The 5,785-nt window shown below is 67.0% G+C and carries 6 protein-coding genes; 5 read left to right on the top strand and 1 reads right to left on the bottom strand.

Features of this window, described 5'->3' with window-relative positions; genetic code table 11:
* On the bottom strand, positions 1-622 hold a 622-nt coding region (locus ACRDUX_RS11365), incomplete at its 3' end, for a fasciclin domain-containing protein (RefSeq protein WP_526413908.1).
* A gap of 150 nt (positions 623-772) precedes the next feature.
* Here ACRDUX_RS11365 and dxr point away from each other — a divergent pair.
* The 5 genes from dxr to ACRDUX_RS11340 all read left to right on the top strand — a co-directional run.
* Positions 773-1,966, top strand: coding sequence for a 1-deoxy-D-xylulose-5-phosphate reductoisomerase (gene dxr / locus ACRDUX_RS11360; RefSeq protein ID WP_526413906.1), 1,194 nt, complete (start codon positions 773-775; stop codon positions 1,964-1,966).
* Positions 1,963-3,192: a M50 family metallopeptidase gene (locus tag ACRDUX_RS11355; protein ID WP_526413904.1), complete on the top strand. Its 1,230-nt coding sequence runs from the start codon at positions 1,963-1,965 to the stop codon at positions 3,190-3,192. Before dxr ends, ACRDUX_RS11355 begins: the two co-directional genes overlap by 4 nt.
* Before the next feature lie 32 nt (positions 3,193-3,224).
* Positions 3,225-4,376, top strand: a complete 1,152-nt coding sequence (gene ispG, locus ACRDUX_RS11350) for a flavodoxin-dependent (E)-4-hydroxy-3-methylbut-2-enyl-diphosphate synthase (protein WP_526413902.1) — start codon at positions 3,225-3,227, stop codon at positions 4,374-4,376.
* An 80-nt stretch (positions 4,377-4,456) separates the two neighbouring features.
* Positions 4,457-5,311: a GNAT family N-acetyltransferase gene (locus tag ACRDUX_RS11345; RefSeq protein WP_526413900.1), complete on the top strand. Its 855-nt coding sequence runs from the start codon at positions 4,457-4,459 to the stop codon at positions 5,309-5,311.
* 63 nt (positions 5,312-5,374) lie between these two features.
* A partial coding sequence (locus tag ACRDUX_RS11340) for an NTF2-like N-terminal transpeptidase domain-containing protein (RefSeq protein ID WP_526413898.1) occupies positions 5,375-5,785 on the top strand: 411 nt, incomplete at its 3' end.

Raw genomic sequence — 5,785 nt, 5'->3', positions numbered from 1 at the left:
CGTTGGCGGTGTGGACGCCACCGCAGACCAGACCGGACTGGTCGAACTTCAGGGCCTCGCCCGCGCCGGTGACGGTCACCTCGCCGCCCTCGACCGTCGCGTGCTTGCCCGCGACCTGAGCGGGGCTCAGCTGGCCGGGGATCACGTGATAGGTCAGGATGCTGGTCAGCAACGGGGCGTCGGTCTTCAGCTTCTCCAGGGTCGCCGGGTCGATCTTGGCGAACGCGTCGTCGGTCGGCGCGAGCACGGTGAATTCGCCACCGTTGAGCGTGTCGACCAGGTTCACACCGGGGTTCAGCTTGCCGGAGACGGCGGCGGTCAGCGTCGTCAGCATCGGGTTGTTCGACGCCGCGGTCGCGACCGGGTCCTGCGCCATGCCCGTCACCGAGCCGGGTCCTTCTGGCACCTTCTCGGCGTAACCGGCGCAACCCGTGCCCACCAGGTCGGCGGCGGGGTCGACGGCGGCAGTCATGGCCGGTGCGCTCGAGGAACTGGAGGACGAGGCACTGCTGGAGGAGGACGTGGCCTCCGTGGAGGTGCCACTGGAACACGCGGAGGTTCCCAGGATGGCGACTACGGTCAGGCCTGCTGCCGCAAACGCCCTGCGGTGAGCTGTGTTCATGACGTGATCACTCCAATGTGTCCGGAACGACGCGTTCCGCCGTCCTCATCGGGCATTCGGGCCGACGGTGATCACGGATGGGGCGCGTCGCGGGTCGTCACATTCACGTCACGATCCGATGGGAATCTGCTGTGGCTGGGTTGTCGCCGGATGCACGGGCACAATGGTTTGGTGACACGAGATCGTCTGCGCGTACTGGTGCTGGGTAGTACCGGCTCCATCGGCACCCAGGCGCTCGAGGTCATCGCCTCAAACCCGGACAAGTTCGAGGTCGTCGGTCTGGCCGCCGGTGGGGGCAACCCCGACCTGTTGGCCCGTCAACGTGCGCAGACCGGCGTCACCAACGTGGCCGTCGCCTCAACCGAAGCCGCCGAACGGATCGGCGGCATCACCTTCGCCGGACCCGAGGCCGCCACGCACCTCGTCGAGAACACCGAGGCGGACGTGGTGCTCAACGCCCTCGTCGGAGCGCTGGGGCTGCGTCCGACGCTCGCCGCACTCGAGTCCGGTGCGCGGCTAGCCCTCGCGAACAAGGAATCGCTGATCGCGGGTGGTCCGCTGGTACTGAAGGCGGCCAAGCCGGGTCAGATCGTGCCGGTGGACTCCGAGCACTCCGCCTTGGCCCAATGCCTGCGTGCCGGGGGCTCCGACGAGGTCGCGAAGTTGGTGCTGACCGCGTCGGGCGGCCCGTTCCGCGGGTGGGCGGCCGCCGACCTCGAACACGTCTCACCGGAGCAGGCGGGCAAGCATCCGACCTGGTCGATGGGGCCCATGAACACGCTGAACTCGGCGACGCTGGTCAACAAGGGCCTCGAGCTGATCGAGACTCACCTGCTGTTCGGTGTGCCCTACGAGCGGATCGACGTCGTGGTGCACCCGCAGTCGATCGTCCATTCGATGGTGACCTTCGTCGACGGCTCGACCATCGCCCAAGCCAGCGAGCCCGACATGAAGTTGCCCATTGCGCTGGCCCTAAACTGGCCGGCGCGCGTGCCGGGCGCCACCGTAGGCTTCGACTTCGGCAGGGCCTCCACCTGGGAATTCGAACCCCTGGACGACGACGTCTTCCCCGCCGTCGCGCTGGCTCGGCACGCGGGAAGCCGCGGCGGCTGCCTGACCGCGGTGTACAACGCCGCCAATGAAGAGGCCGCCGAGGCGTTCCTCGACGGGCGGATCCGTTTCCCCGCGATCGTGCGAATCGTCGCCGAGGTGCTTCGCGCTGCCGACCAGTGGTCGGAGGAACCGGCTACCGTGGATGACGTACTCGACGCGCAGGACTGGGCAAGGGCCAGGGCCGGGATCGCCGTGAAGAGTGCAGCACAGGAGGTCGTACCAATCAGATGATGTTCGTACTGGGCATTGTGCTGTTCGCACTCGCCATTCTCGTCTCGGTGGCGCTGCACGAATGCGGGCACATGTGGGTGGCGCGCGCCACCGGAATGAAGGTGCGCCGTTACTTCGTCGGATTCGGCCCCACGCTGTGGTCCACGATGCGTCCGAACCGGCTCGGCTACACCGAATACGGTGTGAAGGCCGTTCCACTCGGCGGCTTCTGCGACATCGCGGGCATGACCTCGGTCGAGGAACTCGCCCCCGAGGATCGCCAGTACGCGATGTACCGACAGAAGGTATGGAAGCGCGTTGCGGTGCTCTTCGCGGGCCCCGGCACCAACTTCGTGATCGGTCTGGTCCTGCTCTACGGCATCGCGGTCGTCTGGGGTCTGCCCAACCTGCACCCGCCGACCACCGCGATCGTCGGCGAAACGGCTTGTGTGTCACCAGAAGTCACCAAGGGAAAGCTGGCGGACTGCAACGGTCCAGGACCTGCCGCGCTCGCGGGCATCAAGGCGGGTGACACCGTCGTGAAGGTCGGCAGCACCGACATCGCCAACTTCGAGCAGATGGTCACCGCGGTCCGCAAGCTCGACGCGCCGACCCCCTTCGTCGTGCAGCGCACCGAGAACGGCCAGGCGCGGGAGTTCACCACCACCGTCGACGTCACCAAGACCCAGCGGTGGACCAAGGAGGGCAACGGGGCCCCCGCAGACGTAGGGGCCGTCGGCATCGCCGCCGCCCAGTTCGGGCCCACCCAGTACAACCCGCTGTCCGCTGCGCCCGCAACGGTCGCCTTCACCGGTGACCTCATGGTCGAGCTGGGCAAGTCACTGGCGAAGATACCGACCAAGGTCGGCGCGCTGTGGAACTCCATCGGTGGTGGCGAACGCGACCCCGACACGCCGATCAGCGTCGTCGGCGCCAGCATCATCGGCGGGGACACCGTCGACGCCGGGCTGTGGGTGGCGTTCTGGTTCTTCCTCGCCCAGCTGAACTTCGTTCTTGGCGCGGTGAACCTCGTGCCGCTGCTGCCCTTCGACGGGGGCCACATCGCGATTGCGGTGTACGAGAAGATCCGCAATATGATTCGGTCGGCGCGTGGCAAGGTCGCCGGGGCGCCCGTCAACTACATGAAGCTCATGCCCGCCACCTACGTCGTGCTCGTCGTGGTGGGCGGCTACATGCTGTTGACCGTCACCGCTGACCTGGTCAATCCGATCAGGCTGTTCCAGTAGGCCTTCACAACAGATCAACGAAAGAAGTCACGATGACCGTCGGGTTGGGATTGCCGGCTCCACCGCCGCCGACGCTGGCCAAACGTCGCAAGACGCGCCAGCTGATGGTGCGCGACGTCGGCGTCGGGAGTGACCATCCGATCGCCGTGCAGTCGATGTGCACCACCAAGACACACGACATCAACGCGACGCTGCAGCAGATCGCCGAGCTGACGGCGTCCGGCTGCGACATCGTCCGGGTGGCCTGCCCCCGCCAGGAGGACGCCGATGCGCTGTCCGTGATCGCCAAGAAGAGCCAGATCCCGGTCATCGCCGACATTCACTTTCAGCCCAAGTACATCTTCGCCGCCATCGACGCCGGCTGTGCGGCCGTGCGTGTCAACCCCGGGAACATCAAGGAGTTCGACGGTCGCGTCAAGGAGGTTGCGAAGGCGGCCGGCGCTGCGGGCATCCCGATCCGCATCGGCGTCAACGCGGGATCGCTCGACGCGCGGATGATGCAGAAGTACGGCAAGGCCACCCCCGAGGCACTCGTCGAGTCCGCGTTGTGGGAGGCCTCGCTGTTCGAGGAGCACGGCTTCGGTGACATCAAGATCAGTGTCAAGCACAACGATCCCGTGATCATGGTCGCCGCCTACGAGCAGCTCGCCGCCGTCTGCGACTACCCCCTGCACCTCGGCGTCACCGAGGCAGGTCCGGCGTTCCAGGGCACCATCAAGTCCGCGGTGGCCTTCGGCGCGCTGTTGTCCAAGGGCATCGGTGACACGATCCGGGTCTCGCTGTCGGCGCCACCGGTGGAGGAGATCAAGGTCGGCAACCAGATCCTGGAGTCGCTCAACCTACGACCGCGTGGGCTGGAGATCGTGTCGTGCCCGTCCTGTGGGCGCGCGCAGGTCGACGTCTACACGTTGGCCAACGAGGTGTCCGCCGGGCTCGAAGGTTTGGACGTGCCGCTGCGCGTCGCGGTCATGGGCTGCGTCGTGAACGGCCCCGGCGAGGCTCGCGAGGCCGATCTCGGCGTGGCGTCGGGCAACGGCAAGGGACAGATCTTCGTGAGCGGTCAGGTGATCAAGACGGTGCCGGAACAGATGATCGTCGAGACGCTGATCGAGGAGGCGATGAAACTCGCCGAGGAGCGCGGTTTGAATGATGCAAGCGGTGCGCCGGTTGTGACCGTAAGCTGAGCGAGACCCTGTGAGGGGTGTCACCCTCTAGGTTTGCACGCCAGATCGTAGAAGAGAACGCCGCTCCAGAAGGACCCCGGATGTCCGCTCCTCCGCTGTTTCGCCTCGCCGACGAGCGACGGGTCACGGTGGTGCGTGATGCCGCCATGGTGCGCCGCGTCCTCGACGAAGACGCCGTTGGTTCGTGCATGGTCGCTTCGCGGGTAGCCGACCACGGGATCGATCCGACGGCGATCGGTGGCGAGATGTGGACGCGGCGCCGCCCCAGCGACTCGCTGTGTTTCGCTGGCGCGAATCTGATTCCGCTGCGTGGTGACGTCGGCGACCTGAACGCGTTCGCGGACAAGGCCACGAGCACCGCGCGCCGATGTTCGTCGCTGGTCGGCCGCGCCGAGCTGGTCGTGCCCATGTGGCGACGCCTCGAAAGTGCTTGGGGCCCAGCCCGCGACGTGCGGGATCAGCAGCCGTTGATGGCACTGAGTGGTGCGCCTCAGTGCCCTGTCGATCCGGCGGTGCGCCCGGTGCGCATCGAGGAGCTCGACGCGTACCTGGTGGCTGCCGTCGACATGTTCATCGGAGAGGTCGGCGTCGACCCGCGGGCGGGGGACGGCGGCCGCGGATACCGGCGCCGGGTCGCCGGTCTGATCACCGCAGGCCGGGCCTGGGCGCGCTTCGAACATGGTCAGGTGGTCTTCAAGGCGGAGGTTGGGTCACAGTCGCCTGCGGTCGGCCAGATCCAGGGTGTGTGGGTCCACCCCGACTGGCGGGGTAGGGGGCTCGGTGTCGGAGGTACCGCCGCACTGGCGGGTGCGGTCGTCCGGAGCGGACGCATTGCGAGCCTGTACGTCAACGGCTACAACACGGTCGCGCGAGCGACCTACGCACGGATCGGGTTCGCCCAGGTGGGCACCTTCGCGACCGTGCTGCTCGATTGATCACAAACCGATCTCGGTGCGCCTCCCCGTATTGAGGCAGTCGCGCTTCTAACATCAGCCCCAATGGCATCACAAACCTCATCCGCATCACGGGTCACGGGTCTCTTGACGGTCCTCGTCGTGGTGGCGGTCGTCAGCGGACTCAGTGCATGCACCCCCAAGCCCAATGGTCCAGAACCGGTGGCGACGGCGTTCTTCACCGCGCTGGCCCGGGGGGACACCGGCGCCGCCGCCGACCTGAGTGACAAGCCCACCGCGGCGCGAGCAGCGCTCAACGAAGCATGGGCGGGCCTGCAGGCCACCAAGTTCGATGCGCAGATCCTCGGGTCCAAGTACGCCGAGGACACCGGCAGCATCGCCTACCGCTACACGTGGCACCTGCCCAAGAACCGCACCTGGACCTACGACGGTCAGCTAAACATGGTTCGCGACGAGGGGCACTGGGAAGTTCGTTGGAGCGCAACGGGTCTGCAC

Source organism: Mycobacterium sp. (assembly GCF_050701675.1).
Classification (GTDB): Bacteria; Actinomycetota; Actinomycetes; order Mycobacteriales; family Mycobacteriaceae; genus Mycobacterium.
The sequence above is the reverse complement of the archived record's forward strand: the minus strand, read 5'-3'. Positions and strand labels throughout refer to the sequence as shown.